This window comes from Erythrobacter sp. HL-111, assembly GCF_900105095.1.
GTDB lineage: Bacteria > Pseudomonadota > Alphaproteobacteria > Sphingomonadales > Sphingomonadaceae > Erythrobacter.
On sequence record NZ_LT629743.1, the window covers coordinates 697,955 to 713,430 of the forward strand.

Genomic DNA, 15,476 nt, shown 5'->3' on the forward strand with positions numbered 1-15,476 from the left:
CCACCGCCGGTGAATAATCCGGGCTAGCCGAGCCGGTCGCCGACCTCCGCGCGGATCGTCGCGAGAAGGCCCGCCCCGCAGCGTCCGGCCTCTGCCTCCTCCTCCAGGATGGCGAGGAAGGCCGCGCGCTTGACCCGGCGGCTCGCCTCTTCGGGTACCGGGCTTTCGAGCGTCGAGGCGACGAGGTCGATCATGCGCTCCGCCCCGTGCAGCCGGCCCCACAGGTAGTCGTTCTCGCGGTAGGCGCGGCTGAAGAACGCCCCGAAATTGTAGAATTCGACCCCGCGCAGCGTCGCCTTGGTGCCGCCCTTCCGGATCGAGCTCGCGTCGGCGGGCGAGATGCGGTCGACCTTGACCGGGTTGTATTCGTCGAGGCCCTCGCGCTGCAGCAGCGGCAAGGTGGCGACGTCGTAGAAGGGAAAGCCGAGATAGGTCAGCAGCATCCGCCGCTTGAGGCTGCGCGGCATCTCCTCGAGCGCGGCGGCGAGCCGTTCCTCCGCCGCAGCGTCGGTTTCGGGCAGCAGGCGGCGCGCGGCGAGATGGTCGAGCACGGCGCCCGGATCGTCCAGCACGTTCTCGGCGAGGGCCGCGAAATCGCCGTCGACCATCTCGCTGTCGTCGGCCGCGCGATAGAGCGCGAGGATGTCGTAGATCCGCTCCCGCGCGAGGTCGAGCGCGTCGTCGGGAATGTCCGGATCGACCTCCCAGTCGCGCGACAGGCGGCGGGCGAGCAATTGCAGCCGCCGGATGCGGAAACCGATGTCGTGCGCGCGCAGGAAAGATATCGCTTCCTCGCTCGCGAGGCCATCGTCCCCGGTCAGCGTCTCGAGCCCGCGGCGCGCCAGTTCGGCGCGCAGGACCTCGCCCAGGAGACCGGCGTCGCCGAGGCCGAGTTCGGGCGCGGCGGCGAGCGTCAGGCGGGCGAGCCGATCGACCAGCGCGGTGAACTTTGTCTGGACATAGGCGGAAAAGGCGTAGCCCGCGCGGCTCGCGGCGGCCTCGTGCGCCTTGGCCCGCCAGATCGCGAGGCGTCGCGGCGTCGGCCGGTCGAGAAAGAAGGTCCGCCCGAACAGGCGCTCGACCGCTCCGTCGATTTCGGGCCGCATCCCCATCACGATCCGGCGCAGCCGGGCGGCGTCGCGCGATTGCTGCTCGATCCGCTCGAGGTCGTCGCGGATCGGCTGCTCGCGCGGGATGGTCGAAAGCGAACCGAAGATCGCGCCGAAGAAACCGACCGGGTGCGCCGCCTCGTCGCGCAGCGCCCGGACCCGGTCGGGGCTGGGGTCGACATAGACGAACCGGCGATCGACCTCGCGCTGGGCAGGCCGCCCGCCGAGCGCGCGCAGGGCCGCGCCGAACGGGGCGTTGACGAGCACCGATCCGTCGATCAGCGCGACCTGCTGCGCCGTATCCTTCTTCACGTGCCCCGGCATGATCCGCGCAAGGAAGGCGTCGCGGCTGTCCCAGCGTAGCCCCTTCTCGGCCGCAAGCCGGTCGATTTCCGCCAGTTCGAGCGGCGGAAAGGCCCCCGGAAAGCTCGCCGTCGCGCGTGCCGCCAGCACCAGTTCGAGCGGATCGGCAATGCCAACACCCGGCTCCGCGCCGACCTTCGAACGGAAGGCGATCGGCATTCGATGCTCGGTCTCCTGCACGATGGGGGGCGAATGGAGCCGCAGGAGTTCGACATGGCCGCGGAAATCGGTCGCGGTGACGGCGAGGTCGAGCGGATGGCCGGGCGGCAGGAGGGGCGGGCCGGGCGGCCCGGCGGCCATGCTCGCCAGCGCTTCGTAAAGCATGGCGGAGAAGCGGTCGCCCGAGAAGGGCGGACTGAACCAGCGCCCCCGCACCAGGCGCGAAACCTTGTGGCGCACCTCGGCGCGGGTCTCGGGCGAGACGCTCTCGCTCACCGCGTTGCCGGGGCGGGTGAGGAACCATTCGGCGATCGGCTGCGCCCAGATCTTGGCGAAGCGCCAGAGCGGCTCGGCCTCGGGATCGGTCAGTTCCGCGACATCGGCGTTTTCCAGCCAGAGGTCGGTGAGCGGCTCGAGGCTGTGGCCCGAATGGAGCGCCTGCGCGAGAAAGACCGCGTTGATTCCGCCTGCACTCGCCCCGGTCAGGATGTCGGGCAGGACCCGCACGCGCAGGTTTCGCTCGCGCTCGATCTCCCCGAGGAAATCGCGATAGACCTCGGCCACGCCCGCCAGTTCGCTCGGTTGGTCGGGATGCGAGAGGAAGGCACGGCTCGCCCGGGCGAGATGCCAGATCTCCTTCGTGACGCCGTGCATGTAGACCGCGAGGCTGACCCCGCCGTAGCATACCAGCGCTAGCCTCAGTTCCTTCTGGCGCATCGCGACGGTCCCTAGAGCATGGGCGCACGCGGATGCAATTGCGTTCAGCCTTTGTTCCGGTTACACGCGGGGCATGGCGAAGGCGAAGAAACGATTTGTGTGCCAGGCCTGCGGCAGCGTTTCCTCGCGCTGGCAGGGGCAATGTCCCGATTGCGCGGAATGGAACAGCATCGTCGAGGACGTGCCCGCGACCGTCTTTTCGCAAAAGCACGACTTGTCGAGCGGGGGGCGCAGGCTCGAATTCGTGCCGCTCGACCGGGAGACGCCGCTTCCCCGGCGCCGGACGACGGGGCTCGCCGAATTCGACCGCGCGCTCGGCGGCGGGCTGGTGCCGGGTTCCGCCGTGCTGATGGGAGGCGATCCGGGGATCGGCAAGTCCACCCTGCTGCTCCAGACCGCGGCGACCATCGCGCGTTCGGGCGCGGACGTGGTCTATGTCAGCGGGGAAGAGGCGGCGGGACAGGTGCGCCTGCGCGCGGCGCGCATGGGTGTGGCGGACGCCCCGATCCGGCTCGCTTCGGAAACCTCGGTGCGCGACATCCTGACGACGCTGGGCGCGGGCGAGCCGCCGGCGCTGCTCGTGATCGATTCGATCCAGACCATGCACTCCGACACGATCGAGGGCGCGCCCGGCACGGTCAGCCAGGTGCGCGGCTGCGCGCTGGAACTGATCCGCTACGCCAAGGCGAGCGGCTGCGCGCTGGTGCTCGTCGGGCACGTGACCAAGGACGGGACGATCGCGGGTCCGCGGGTGCTCGAACACATGGTCGATGTCGTGATGAGCTTCGAGGGCGAGCGCAGCCACCAGTACCGCATCCTGCGCGCCCTGAAGAACCGCTTCGGCGCGGTCGACGAGATCGGCGTGTTCGCGATGGGGTCCGAAGGGCTGGACGAAGTCGCCAATCCCTCCTCGCTGTTCCTGTCGGGCCGCGACCAACCGCTCGCAGGAAGCGCGGTGTTCCCGGCGCTCGAAGGCACGCGGCCCGTGCTGGTCGAGATCCAGGCGCTGATCGTGCGGCTGCAATCGGGCGCGACCCCGCGCCGGGCGGTGGTGGGTTGGGACAATGGCCGGCTCGCCATGCTGCTCGCCGTGCTCGAATCGCGCTGCGGGCTCAATTTCTCCTCGGCCGAGGTCTATCTCAACATCGCCGGGGGATATCGCCTGTCGGACCCGGCTGCGGACCTCGCGGTCGCCGCCGCGCTCGTCTCGGCGCTGGCCGACCGACCCCTGCCGGACAAGGCGACCTTCTTCGGCGAGGTTTCGCTCGCCGGGGAGATCCGCCCCGTCGCCCGTTGCGAACTGCGCCTGCGCGAAGCGGCCAAGCTCGGTTTCGCGAAAGGCTTCGGCCCGGTCGGTGCTCGCACCGGCCCTGCGGAAATCGACTATCGCGGGCTTCTGGGCCTTTCGAACCTCGTTGACCAGGTGATGGCGAGCGCATAACCGGGCTGGTGAATGACCGGGTTCGACATCATCGTCTTCATCGTCGTCGGCATAGCGGCGATCGGCGGCTTCCTGCGCGGTCTGGTGCAGGAGGTGCTGAGCCTTGCCTCGTGGATACTGGCCGCCTTTTCGGTCTATTACCTCCACGATAGCGTGACCGACGCGCTGCGCGAAATCTACGATGCCGAACCGGCGAGCCCGCTGCTCGCCTTCGCGCTGCTGCTCCTCATTCCCTATGCGGCGATGAAGGTGATCGCCGGCAATGTCGGCGAGGCGTCGCGCAACTCGATTCTCGGCCCGATCGACCGGGTGCTGGGCTTCGGCTTCGGCGCGGTCAAGGGCGCGCTGATCATGGTCTTCGCCTTCTCGATCCTCGTGCTCGGTTTCGACACGGCCTGGGGCTACAAGGGGCGGCCGGCCTGGATCACCACCGCGCGGACCTATCCGGCGGCCGACGCCTTCTCGCAGGCGCTGGTGCAGATGATCGACGAACGCCGCGCGGCCCTGCGCGCCGAAGAGGAAGCGGCCGAGGCCGCGGCTGCGGAACGGTGAGCGGCGCTCCCGCCGAACGCGCCGGGAAGCTCTATTCGCCGAGCCTGCTCGCGCTCGCCGCCTCGCTCGCCGATTACCCGCTTTCAGGCGATTTCGCCCTGAGGGGCGAGGGACGCTCGCGCACCTGCGGTTCGACCATCGCGATCGGGTTCGACCTCGACGCAGCGGACCGCATCGCGCGGGTCGGGATGCAGGTTTCCGCCTGCGCGGTGGGACAAGGTTCGGCAGCGATCCTCGCCGGCGGGATCGCGGGCAGGACCTGCACGGAGCTTGCCGCCGCGGCGGACGCGCTGGAGGCGTGGATCGGCGGTGAGGGCGCGCTTCCCGACTGGCCCGGGATCGAGGCGCTCGCCCCCGCGCGCGCGCATCCCGGCCGTCACGGCGCGCTGCTCATGCCGTGGAAGGCCGCGCAGGGCGCGCTTTGACAAGCCGGCGCCAGCGGCTAGGAAGGCCGCTTTCTTGTCACGTCATGGAGGACCGGGCGCTGCCACGCGCCCGGCGGGGAACGGGATCAGATGGCAGAAATACAGGCAGGAGCAGGGGCGGGAGCACCGGCTGCGATGTCCGGCCAGGGCGCAGCGGCCACGCAGCGCGAGCCGACCGACCGGGAAATCAAGCTCGTCATCGGCGCATCGAGCGCGGGGACCGTTTTCGAATGGTACGATTTCTTCATCTACGGAACGCTCGCCTACATCCTCAAGGATGCGTTCTACGACGTTGAAAACGATACGCTGGGCCTGCTGCTGGTGTGGTCGACCTTTGCCGTGGGCTTCGCCTTCCGCCCGATCGGGGCGATCCTGTTCGGCTTTCTCGGCGACAGGCTGGGGCGCAAGTACACCTTTCTCGTCACCGTCACGCTGATGGGCATCGCGACCGCCGGGGTGGGCTTCATCCCCACGGTCGACACGATAGGGGTGGCCGCGCCGATCATCGTCATCGGCCTGCGCGTCATCCAGGGCCTCGCGCTCGGCGGCGAATACGGCGGCGCGGCGATCTACGTGGCCGAACACGCGCCGCCCGAAAAGCGCGGCTTCTACACCAGCTTCATCCAGGCGAGCGTCGCCGGCGGGTTCGTCCTTTCGATCATCGTCGTGCTCGCCTGCCGTTTCGTCATTCCTGCTGACGATTTCGCCGCCTGGGGCTGGCGCGTGCCGTTCCTCCTTTCGATCGTGCTGCTCGCCATTTCGCTGTGGATGCGATTGATGCTGTCGGAAAGCCCGGTGTTCCAGGCGATGAAGACCGAAGGGCGGATATCGGGCAATCCCTTCGTCGAAAGCTTCACCTATCCGGGCAATCCCAAGCGGATCTTCGTCGCGCTGTTCGGGATCACCGGGGTGCTGACGACGATCTGGTACACCGCCTTCTTCTCCGCCCTCAGCTTCCTCAAGGGGCCGATGCATGTCGATGCCCGGACGGTCGAGCTCATCCTGCTGGTCGCGGGCGGGATCACGATGAGTTTCTATCTTTTCGTCGGCAAATGGTCGGACCGGGTCGGGCGCAAGCAGCCGATCGTGCTCGGCGCCGTGCTGACGCTCGTCCTGCTTTTCCCGGCGTTCTGGGGCATGGGCCAGCTTGCCAATCCCGCCATCGCCGAGGCGGCCGAGCGCGCGCCGGTCACGGTTTCCGGCCCTGCCTGCGTGACCGACCCCTTCGCCGAACTGTTCGACCGCGAACAGACCGATTGCGGCAAGATCCTCGAAACGCTCACCGCTTCGGGCGTGCCCTACACCCTGCTGGACGGCGCGGACAACCTCGCGCTGACCGTGGGGGGCGAACAGGTCGCGCTGGAGGAGGCGTGGTTCGAGGACGGCGCGGCCCGGCGCGAGGGCATCCACGCCGCGCTTTCCCAATACGGCTTCGACTTCACCAGCCAGCAGCCGCCCTTCGCCAACGTGCTGGGGATCATCGGCATCCTGCTCGGGCTCGGGATGCTCTCGGCGCTGACCTACGGGTCGGTCGCCGCACTGCTTTCGGAGATGTTTCCCCCGAAGATCCGCTATTCCTCGATGTCGATCCCCTATCACATCGGTGCGGGCTATCTCGGCGGGTTCCTGCCGCTGATCGCCGGAGTGATCGTGGCGAGCACGGGCAACATCTATGCGGGGCTATGGTACACGTGGATCGTGGTCGGCTTCGGGCTGATCGTCGCGCTCTGGGGCATTCCCGGCGGCCCGCCGCGCGATTTCGAAGAGAGCCATGGGAGCTGACCCGCCCGCGCCCACGCTGCGGCTCGACATCGACACGCAAGCGCTCGCGGCGAACTGGCGGGCGATGGATGCGCTGTCGGGCAGGGCCGCGGCGGGCGCGGCGGTCAAGGCGGATTGCTACGGGCTCGGGGCGGACACCTGCGTCCCCGTGCTGCGCGAGGCGGGGTGCCGTCATTTCTTCGTCGCCCACTGGAGCGAGGTCGCAGGCGTCGCCCGCCACGTCCCGGCGGGCGAGATAGCCGTCCTGCACGGCCCCGTCACCCGCGCGGAAGCGGACTATGCGCGCGCGGTCGGGGCGGTGCCCGTCATCAACTCGCCGGAACAGGCGCGCACCTGGAGCGCAGCGGGCGGGGGGCCTTGCCACCTCATGGTCGACACCGGCATCAACCGGCTCGGCGTGGCGCTGCGCGATCTCGCCGACCCGGCGATCGCCGCGCTCGAGATCGACGTGCTGATGAGCCACCTCGCCTGCGCCGACGAGGACAGCCCCATGAACCCGCGCCAGCTCGAGGCGTTCCGGGCCGCGTGCGGGCAGGTGCCGCATCGCCGGGCGAGCCTCGCCAACAGCGCGGGGATCGCGCTCGGCCCCGATTACGCCTTCGACCTCACCCGGCCCGGCCTCGCGCTCTATGGCGGCGTGCCGCGCGCGGAGCTTGCGCCGATCGTGCGCCCGGTCGCGCGGCTTGCCGCGAAGCTCATCCAGTGCCGCACGATCGAGCCGGGCGAAAGCGTCGGCTACAACGCCGCGTTCACCGCCCCTGCCGCGATGCGGGTCGGCACGGTCTCGCTCGGCTATGCCGACGGCTTCCTGCGCGCGCGCGGACCGGGCGGTGCCTTCGCCAGCGCGGGGCGGGGCCTGCCCATCCTCGGCAAGGTTTCGATGGACATGGTCGTGGTCGATCTCGCCGCAGCGCCCGATCTCGGCCCCGGCGATTGGGTCGAGGTGCCTTTCGATCTCGTCGATGCTGCGCAGCAAACCATTCTTTCGCAATACGAATTGCTGACCTTGCTGGGTGCGCGGCTGAAGTCCTGAGAGCTTTGTGTTGCCCTGCACAATGTGCAGGTGCTAAGGTCCGCAACCTTCTAATGGGCCGGGATCCGATCATGGGACGCAAGACGAACGAGACGGTCGCAGACGGCGGCGAGGCGATCATCATCAAGAAATACGCCAACCGGCGCCTCTACAACACGTCTTCTTCGAGCTACATCACCCTGGACGACCTGGCCGCGATGGTGCGCGAGAACATCGAGTTCGAGGTGCTCGATGCGAAGACCGGGGACGACATCACCCATTCGATCCTGACCCAGATCATCATGGACGAAGAAGCCAATGGCGGCCAGATGCTGCCCGTCAGCTTCCTGCGCGAGCTGATCGGGATGTACGGCCATTCGATGCAGGCGATGATGCCCTCCTATCTCGAAGCGAGCATGGAGAATTTCCGCCAGAACCAGACGAAGATCCGCGAAGCCTTCGAGAAGGGGCTGACCACGGGGCCGCTCGCCGCGATCCATGAAACCAACATGGCGATGATGCGCGCCGCGACCGGGGCCTTCATGCCGGGCGCCAAGCCCGCGCCCGAAAAGACGGTGCGCCGCAGCGACAACGGCGCATCGGCCTCGAAGGAGGAGATCGCCGCCTTGCGCGAACAGATGGCGGCGATGCAGAAGAAGCTGGACGAACTGGGCAAGTAGCACCTAGGGCGCTGGCGCGCGGCCCCCGCGCGTCCACCCCCATGTCAGCAGGAACAGGTCCCGTGTCCCAGATCCGCCACGCGCTTTCTGTCCGGCGCGAAGACGATTTCGCCAAGTGGTATCAAGAGGTCATCGCCGCCGCCGACCTCGCCGAGGAATCGGGCGTGCGCGGCTGCATGGTGATCAAGCCGTGGGGCTACGGCATCTGGGAACGCATCCAGCGACTGATGGACGACCGGATCAAGGCGGCGGGCATTGCGAACGCCTATTTCCCGCTGTTCATCCCGCTCGCCAATTTCGAGCGCGAGGCCAGCCATGTGGAGGGCTTCGCCAAGGAAATGGCGGTCGTCACCCATCACCGCCTGATCGCCGATGGCAAGGGCGGGCTGATCCCCGATCCCGACGCGAAGCTGGAGGAGCCGCTGGTCGTCCGCCCGACTTCGGAAACGATCATCGGCGATGCCATGGCGCGCTGGGTCCAGAGCTGGCGCGACCTGCCGCTGATGCTCAACCAGTGGGCCAACGTGGTCCGCTGGGAAATGCGGACGCGGATGTTCCTGCGGACCAGCGAATTCCTCTGGCAGGAGGGGCATACCGCGCACGAAAGCCGCGAGGACGCGGTCGCGGAAACGCACCGCGCGCTCGAGATGTATCGCGCCTGCGTCGAAGAGGATCTCGCCGTGCCCGTGATTGCGGGCGAAAAGCCGGAGAACGAGCGTTTCCCCGGCGCGGTCGAAACGTGGTCGATCGAGGCGATGATGCAGGACGGCAAGGCGCTCCAGGCGGGGACCTCGCATTATCTCGGGACCAATTTCGCGAAGGCCGCGGGCATCCAGTACCAGGACCGCGAGGGCACGCAGCAATTCTGCCACACGACCAGCTGGGGCACCTCGACCCGGCTCGTCGGCGGGGTCATCATGACGCATGGTGACGACGACGGGCTGCGCGTGCCCCCGCGGATCGCCCCGCACCAGGTCGTCATCCTTCCCATGCTCCGCGACAAGCACGAGGACGCCGCGCTGCTCGCCTATTGCGAGCGCCTGCGCGCCGGGATCGCGGGCCAGTCCGCGCTCGGCGAAGCGGTGCGCGTGCTGCTCGACAAGGGTCCGGGCAAGGCTTCGGCCAAGCGCTGGGACTGGGTGAGGAAGGGCGCGCCGATCATTCTCGAGGTTGGCCCGCGCGACATGGAAGGCGGCAAGGTCGCGGTGCTGCGCCGCGATGCCTTGTGGAACGCGGACAATGGCAAGCCCGCGATGCAATTCGTCCCGACCGGGGATTTCGTCGCGGGCGTCGGCATATTGCTCGAGGACATCCAGCAGGGCCTGTTCGACGAAGCGCGCGAACGCCGCGACGCGAACATCACGCGCGGCCTTGCGAAATGGGACGAAGTCGCGGACTTCTTCGCCTCGAACGGGAAATATCCGGGCTGGGTCGAGGTCCAGTGGGCAAGGCCGACCGGCGCCGCGCTCGATGCGGTCGTGGAGAAGCTCAAGGGCGAGAAGCTGACGATCCGCAACGTGCCCATGGATGCCTCGCCTGCGGACGGCACCTGCCTCTTCACCGGGGAGAAGGCGGCCGAGCGGATCCTCGTCGCGCGCGCCTACTGAGCCTGCGCGCCGCGCGCAGGCGTGGGCGCGATTCCGGGCGCAATGCCGCCCCGATCCGGCGCGGGGCCGCGCGGCCCGAGGGTGACAGCGAGCGGCCGCGTCTCCATATGGGAGGGCGACATGGCAAAGAACTCTCCCGACCGCGCACCGGGCCTGCCCACGAAGAAGCAGGTCCTCGACTTCATCCAGTCCTCGGACCAGCCCGCCGGCAAGCGCGAGATCGCCCGCGCCTTCGGTCTGAAGGGGCAGGAGAAGATCAAGCTGAAGGCCCTGCTCAAGGACATGGCCGAAGAGGGCCTGATCGACGGGAAGAAGTCCGCCTATCACCGCATGGGCGGCGTTCCCAAGGTCACGGTGCTGCGCGTCGTCGACATCGAGGACGGTGAGGCGATCGCGGTGCCCGACAACTGGTCGCCCGAGACGGATGAAAAGCCGCCACGCCTGACCTTGCGCGAAATGAAGGGCAGGGGCGCAAGACAGGGTCCGGCGCTGAAGCGCGGCGACCGCGTGCTCGCCCGCACCGAAGAGCGCGACACCGGGTGGATCGCTTACCCGATGAAGAAGCTTCCCGCGCGAAGCGAGGGCCTGCTCGGCGTGGTCGAGGTGGACAAGGCGGGCAAGGCGTGGCTCGCCCCGGTCGACAAGCGCATCCGCATTTCCTCGCCCATCAGCGACCTCGGCGAGGCCGAAGCGGGCCAACTCGTCCTGTGCGAGCGCACGGGCCGGTCCGAACGGTCGGGGGTCAAGGTGGTCGAGGTGATCGGCGATCCGCTCGCGCCCGGTGCGTTCAGCCTGATCGCCATCGCCAAGCACGGCATCCCGCACATCTTCCCCGAGGAGGTCCACGAGGAAGCGCGGCGCGCGGCGAACCTCAAGCTGTCGGAGGCGCAGCGCGAGGACCTGCGCGCCCTGCCCATCGTCGCGATCGACCCGGCCGACGCGCGCGACCACGACGATGCGATCTGGGCCGAGCCGGACGGCAAGGGCGGATATGACGCTCTCGTCGCGATTGCCGACGTGTCGTTCTACGTCCGCCCCGGCTCGGCGCTCGACCGCGAAGCGCGCAAGCGCGGCAATTCGGTCTATTTCCCCGACCGGGTCGTGCCGATGCTGCCCGAAATCCTTTCCGCCGATGTCTGCTCGCTGGTCGAGGACGAGACGCGCGCCGCGATGGCCTGCCACCTCCACATCGATGCCGAGGGCAAGGTCGATCGCTTCCGTTTCACCCGCGCGCTGGTGAAGATCCAGCACAACATCGCCTACGAGGACGCGCAGGCCGCGGTCGATTCCGGTGAGCCGCCCGAATATCTCAAGCACTTGTGGGGTGCCTGGAAACTACTCGCCGACGCACGGCACAAGCGCGACCCGCTCGAGCTCGACCTGCCGGAGCGGCGCGTGCAGCTGAACGAGGAAGGCCAGATCGAGGAGATCGCCGTGCGCGAACGGCTCGACGCGCACCGCGTGGTCGAGGATTTCATGATCGCCGCCAATGTCGCCGCCGCCAGGGCGCTCGAGGCGAAGAACGCGCCGGTCGTCTACCGCATCCACGAAGCCCCCGCGCGCGAGAAGCTCATCGCCCTGCGCGACTATCTCCAGACGCTCGGCATGAAGCTCGCGCTGGGCCAGGTCATCACCCCGGGCCTGTTCAACCGGATGCTCAAGGACGTTTCCGACGAGGCGGAAAAGGCGCAGGTCATGGAAGCGGTGCTGCGGAGCCAGATGCAGGCCTATTACGGCCCTGCCAATGCCGGGCATTTCGGCCTCGCGCTGGCGAGCTACGCGCATTTCACCTCTCCGATCCGGCGCTATTCCGACCTCCTCGTGCACCGCGCGCTGGTCGATGCCTACGGGCTCGAACAGCCCGGGCCGCCCGGTTCGCTGCCGCCAACGACCGGCCTGTCGGACCGCGACCGCGCGAACCTCGCCCAGGTCACCGATGCGATCAGCCAGACCGAGCGCCGCGCGATGGAGGCCGAACGCGACACGATCGACCGCTATGTCGCCGCCTGGCTTTCGGGGCGGGTGGGCGAGGTGTTCGACACCCGCATCACCGGCGTGCAGGGCTTCGGCTTCTTCGCCACGATCGAGGGGCTGGGGGGCGACGGGCTCGTCCCGATCTCGACGCTGGGGAGCGAGTATTTCAGTCATGACGAGGCCGCGCACGCGCTGGTCGGACAGGACAGCGGCACGCGCTTTGCCTTGGGCGACCGGCTCAAGCTCAAGCTTGCCGAGGCGAATGCGCTGACCGGCGCGCTCAAGTTCGTGCTGCCCGATGCCGATGCGGGCACGATCGAACCGCGCGGGCGCAGGCCGGAACGCGGATCGCGCCGCGAGGGCCAGCGCAAGGCCCAGAACCATGCGGTCGGCAAGCGCGGCCGCCCCGGCAATATCCGCCACCAGGGCCGGCGCCGCAAATAGCTTCGGAACGCGCGGCATGGCGCGCTCATTGGTTGCGGGAAACCAGGAGAACCCGAACCATGCTCAAGCCCGGAAAGACAGTCCCCGCCCTCGAACTGCCGCTCACGATCGGCGCGCAATACGACCTGGCGAAGCAGCGGCCGGACAATTTCACCCTCGTCATGTTCTATCGCGGCAGCCATTGCCCGGTGTGCCGGTCCTATCTCGAGCAGGTGGGGAGCAAGGTCGAAACGTTGTCCGAACACGGCATCAACCCGGTCGCGGTTTCGATGGATGCGCAGGAGCGGGCCATGAAGGTCGATTCCGACTGGGAGACCGGCGATCTTCCGCTCGCCTATGCCATGACCGAGGAAACCGCCCGCGAATGGGGCTCTACATCTCGTCGGCGCGCGAAGGATCGGACGAGCCGGAGGTGTTTTCAGAACCCGGCCTGTTCCTCGTCCGGCCCGACGGCACGCTTTACATGGCGCAGGTCCAGAGCGCGCCCTTCACCCGGCCCGACATCGACGACCTGATCGCGGGGATCGAATACGCGCTCGAACAGGATTACCCGGCTCGCGGGACTCGGACCTGACCGGGTTCAGCCGTGATCGGCCTCGGCCTCGTCGTAGTTTTCCGGAATGATGTAGAGCGGGCAGGGCAGCGTCCCCGCATGGGCGGAGAAATGCATCACCAGCGGTCCCGGCGAATTGCCCGAGGCCGCGCCGAGAATCAGCGCGGCGACTTCCTTGTGGGTGTCGAGGAATTCGCGCACGATCTTCTGCCCGTCGCCGATCTTGACCGAAATCGTCGGCATGATCCCGCTTTCGGCAAGAAGGTTGCCCGCGACCCCGTGCGCGAGCATTTCGGCGCGGTCGCGCGCTTCCTGCTCGATCGTCGCCTGGACCGCTCCGAAGGCGCTGAAATTGGGCTGGCGCACGATCGCGAGGATATGCACCGCGCCGCCCACCGCGACCGCGCGGCGCGCCGCGAAGCGCAGGGCGGCGCGGGATTCGTCGCTTTCGTCGGTGATGACAAGGAATGTCCGCATGATCTCCGCTCCGGCGGCGGGTATCCTGTCAAATTCGCTGCAATGCAAGGCCTTGCCCGTGCAGCCCCGATCGGCCAGAGCGGCGCGTAGCGAGAAAGGCAAGGGAGGTCCGCGCGACCATGGCGATTGAAATCAGGATGCCCGCTCTTTCCCCGACGATGGAGGAGGGGACGCTCGCCAAGTGGCTGGTGAAGGAGGGCGACCATATCGGCCCCGGGGACATCATGGCCGAGATCGAGACCGACAAGGCGACGATGGAATTCGAGGCGGTCGAAGAAGGCACGCTGGCGAAGATCGCGGTTGCCGAGGGAACCGAGAACGTCAAGGTCGGCACGATCATCGCGATGCTCGCCGAGGAGGGTGAAGACGCGGGCGACGTGGCCCTGCCCGGCGAAGACGCCGCACCCGAGCCCGCGCCTTCGCCCGCGCCGGAGCCCGCCCCGTCGCCCGCGCCCGCCGAAGGCCCCGCCGCCTCGCCCACGGCGCGCAAGCTCGCCGAGGCGAACGGCATCGACCTCGCGCAGATCGAGGGCACCGGACCCAAGGGAAAGATCACCAAGTCGGATGTCGAAGCGGCCATGGGCGGTGGCGGTGCGGCGTCTGTGACAGGGGCGAACTCGCCCGAACCTCCACCCGAACCCGCACAAGCCACGGCCCCGGCCCCTTCGAAGGAGCGCATCATCGCCTCGCCGCTCGCGCGGCGCATGGCCGAGCAGCAGGGGATCGACCTCGCGCAGGTTGAGGGAACCGGCCCCAACGGCCGCATCGTCAAGGCCGACATCGAAAGCTTCGACGCCTCCGCCGGCGATCGGGTCGCCGCGCAAGCGGATACCTCGGGCGAAACGGCCAAGCCGCAGGCCGCCTCCGCGCCCGCTCCGGCCGAAGCCGAAGGCGGCGCGCCCTTCGAGGAAGAGAAGCTCTCCAACGTGCGCAAGGTCATCGCCCGCCGCCTGACCGAGAGCAAGCAGACCGTCCCGCATTACTACCTTACCATCGACATCCGGCTCGACCCGCTGCTCGACCTCCGGAAGCAGCTCAATGCCAGCCTCGAGCCGGACGGTATCAAGCTTTCGGTCAACGACCTCCTGATCAAGGCGCTTGCGCGCGCGCTGATGCGGGTGCCGCAGTGCAACGTGAGCTACCACGGCGAGACGATACGGCGCTATTCGCGTGCCGACATCTCGGTCGCGGTCGCGGCGCCTTCGGGTCTCATCACGCCGGTCATCACCAATGCCGATACCAAGGGGCTCGCGCAGATCAGCCGCGAGATGAAGGAGCTCGCCGGCAAGGCGCGCGAGGGCAGGCTGAAACCACACGAATACCAGGGCGGCACGGCAAGCCTGTCGAACCTCGGAATGTACGGGATCAAGCAGTTCGACGCGGTCATCAACCCGCCGCAGGGCATGATCCTCGCCGTGGGATCGGGCCAGCAGCAGCCCCATGTGGTCGACGGCGAGGTAAGGCCCGCGACGGTGATGCACGCCTCGGGCAGTTTCGATCACCGCGCGATCGACGGCGCGGACGGGGCACAGCTGATGGAGGCGATCAAAAGCCTCGTCGAAAACCCGATGGGGCTGGTGGTGTGACGCGGCGTCGGACATGATCGATGCGCTTTCCTCGCCCCGTCATGCAGCCATGCCACTGGCCTTGAGGAGCCAAGCACGGTAGACCTTTGTCCATGATTTTTCCAATTTCAGCCTCACACCTTCGCTCCCTCGCCACGCTCACGCTCGGCGCGCTGGCGCTCGCGTCCTGCGACAATCCGCGCGGCGACCGGGCGGACGATACGCGCATCGCGACAGAGACGATCGAGGAGAATCCGGAAGCCCTGGAAGACCCCGGCATGGTCCCGCCGCGCGCGGTCCGCATCGGCTTCGACGGCCCGCGCTTTGATGCCTGCGCGGGCTACGGCGTCATCCGCGACCTGCCCGACGGCAATTCCTCGCTGCCCGTGCGCGCCGCGCCGTCGCGCGAATCCGTCGAGGTCGACCGGATCGGCGAAGGGCAGGGGGTTTCCATGTGCCAGCAGGTCGGCGACTGGATCGGCATCGTCTATGCCCCCGAAGGCGCGGAAATCACCTGCGGCACCAATTCCCCCGTCTCGAGCGTGCGCGCCTACGAAGGCCCCTGCAACCAGGGATGGGTGGACGAGAACTTCGTCGGGCTGATCGCGGGCTGAAC

General features: G+C 68.3%; 13 protein-coding genes and 1 pseudogene. 12 read left to right on the top strand and 2 right to left on the bottom strand.

Features of this window, described 5'->3' with window-relative positions:
* Positions 1-23 precede the first annotated feature (23 nt).
* Positions 24-2,348: a patatin-like protein gene (locus BLU08_RS03390; RefSeq protein WP_090195304.1), complete on the bottom strand. Its 2,325-nt coding sequence runs from the start codon at positions 2,346-2,348 to the stop codon at positions 24-26.
* Between the two features lie 73 nt (positions 2,349-2,421).
* On the opposite strand from BLU08_RS03390, the gene radA reads away from it, so the two are divergent.
* The 10 genes and pseudogenes from radA to BLU08_RS15455 all read left to right on the top strand — a co-directional run bounded on the left by radA (position 2,422) and on the right by BLU08_RS15455 (position 12,839).
* Entirely contained in the window at positions 2,422-3,789 is a 1,368-nt protein-coding gene (radA, locus tag BLU08_RS03395) for a DNA repair protein RadA (protein WP_090195306.1), read from the top strand.
* Positions 3,790-3,801: 12 nt separating this feature from the next.
* A complete protein-coding gene (locus BLU08_RS03400; RefSeq protein WP_090195309.1) occupies positions 3,802-4,341 on the top strand; it encodes a CvpA family protein in 540 nt (179 codons plus the stop codon).
* Positions 4,338-4,766 carry an iron-sulfur cluster assembly scaffold protein gene (locus tag BLU08_RS03405; protein WP_172800972.1) on the top strand — a complete coding sequence of 143 codons (429 nt, stop codon included), beginning with the start codon at positions 4,338-4,340 and terminating at the stop codon, positions 4,764-4,766. Before BLU08_RS03400 ends, BLU08_RS03405 begins: the two co-directional genes overlap by 4 nt.
* Positions 4,767-4,901: 135 nt before the next feature.
* Complete coding sequence (locus BLU08_RS03410; RefSeq protein WP_090195312.1) at positions 4,902-6,548, top strand: MFS transporter; 1,647 nt, start codon at positions 4,902-4,904, stop codon at positions 6,546-6,548.
* On the top strand, positions 6,538-7,581 hold the full coding sequence (gene alr / locus BLU08_RS03415) for an alanine racemase (protein ID WP_090195315.1): 1,044 nt from the start codon (positions 6,538-6,540) through the stop codon (positions 7,579-7,581). The genes BLU08_RS03410 and alr overlap by 11 nt, the downstream gene beginning before the upstream one ends.
* A 71-nt stretch (positions 7,582-7,652) precedes the next feature.
* Positions 7,653-8,240, top strand: a complete 588-nt coding sequence (gene phaR / locus BLU08_RS03420) for a polyhydroxyalkanoate synthesis repressor PhaR (protein WP_090200947.1) — start codon at positions 7,653-7,655, stop codon at positions 8,238-8,240.
* Positions 8,241-8,281: 41 nt separating this feature from the next.
* Positions 8,282-9,847 carry a proline--tRNA ligase gene (proS, locus tag BLU08_RS03425; protein WP_090195318.1) on the top strand — a complete coding sequence of 522 codons (1,566 nt, stop codon included), beginning with the start codon at positions 8,282-8,284 and terminating at the stop codon, positions 9,845-9,847.
* 120 nt (positions 9,848-9,967) lie between these two features.
* Entirely contained in the window at positions 9,968-12,265 is a 2,298-nt protein-coding gene (gene rnr / locus BLU08_RS03430; protein WP_157674437.1) for a ribonuclease R, read from the top strand.
* A 59-nt stretch (positions 12,266-12,324) separates the two neighbouring features.
* Positions 12,325-12,582 (top strand): annotated as a pseudogene (locus BLU08_RS15450) (redoxin domain-containing protein); the annotation flags it as partial.
* 47 nt (positions 12,583-12,629) lie between these two features.
* Positions 12,630-12,839 carry a hypothetical protein gene (locus BLU08_RS15455; protein ID WP_233996174.1) on the top strand — a complete coding sequence of 70 codons (210 nt, stop codon included), beginning with the start codon at positions 12,630-12,632 and terminating at the stop codon, positions 12,837-12,839.
* Between the two features lie 6 nt (positions 12,840-12,845).
* Here the strand turns inward: BLU08_RS15455 and BLU08_RS03440 are convergent, their stop codons facing one another.
* The gene (locus BLU08_RS03440) at positions 12,846-13,295 is read right to left on the bottom strand and encodes a universal stress protein (protein ID WP_090195322.1); all 450 of its coding nucleotides are present in this window, start codon (positions 13,293-13,295) and stop codon (positions 12,846-12,848) included.
* Positions 13,296-13,414: 119 nt separating this feature from the next.
* On the opposite strand from BLU08_RS03440, the gene BLU08_RS03445 reads away from it, so the two are divergent.
* Both BLU08_RS03445 and BLU08_RS03450 read left to right on the top strand, forming a co-directional pair.
* Positions 13,415-14,881 (top strand): 2-oxo acid dehydrogenase subunit E2, encoded by a 1,467-nt coding sequence (locus BLU08_RS03445; RefSeq protein WP_090195325.1) that lies wholly within the window; start codon positions 13,415-13,417, stop codon positions 14,879-14,881.
* Between the two features lie 92 nt (positions 14,882-14,973).
* The gene (locus BLU08_RS03450) at positions 14,974-15,474 is read left to right on the top strand and encodes a hypothetical protein (protein WP_090195328.1); all 501 of its coding nucleotides are present in this window, start codon (positions 14,974-14,976) and stop codon (positions 15,472-15,474) included.
* Positions 15,475-15,476 lie beyond the last annotated feature (2 nt).